At 24.4% G+C, this 238-nt stretch carries 1 pseudogene; it reads right to left on the bottom strand.

Features of this window, described 5'->3' with window-relative positions:
* Positions 1–67 precede the first annotated feature (67 nt).
* Positions 68–238: pseudogene (locus GNY06_RS00820) on the bottom strand (IS982 family transposase); the annotation flags it as partial.

Raw genomic sequence — 238 nt, 5'->3', positions numbered from 1 at the left:
TTAGCTAACTTAAAAAACAGAAATTTTGAAGGCAATATTATTTTACATTACTATAACCGTGGTGCATTTAAGAAATAAGAGTTTTTAAGTGGTTAATAATTATATATTTTAGTTTATTAATGCATTGTATAACAGTCATAGACATTATCTTAGATAATATTCTGTTCTTAAAGACATCAAAGTATTTCGCATAGTTTCTTCTAATCATAAACTGATCACATAATTGCGAAAATAAGGT

The organism is Elizabethkingia argenteiflava, assembly GCF_009904105.1.
Classification (GTDB): Bacteria; Bacteroidota; Bacteroidia; order Flavobacteriales; family Weeksellaceae; genus Elizabethkingia; species Elizabethkingia argenteiflava.
The sequence above is the reverse complement of the archived record's forward strand: the minus strand, read 5'-3'. Positions and strand labels throughout refer to the sequence as shown.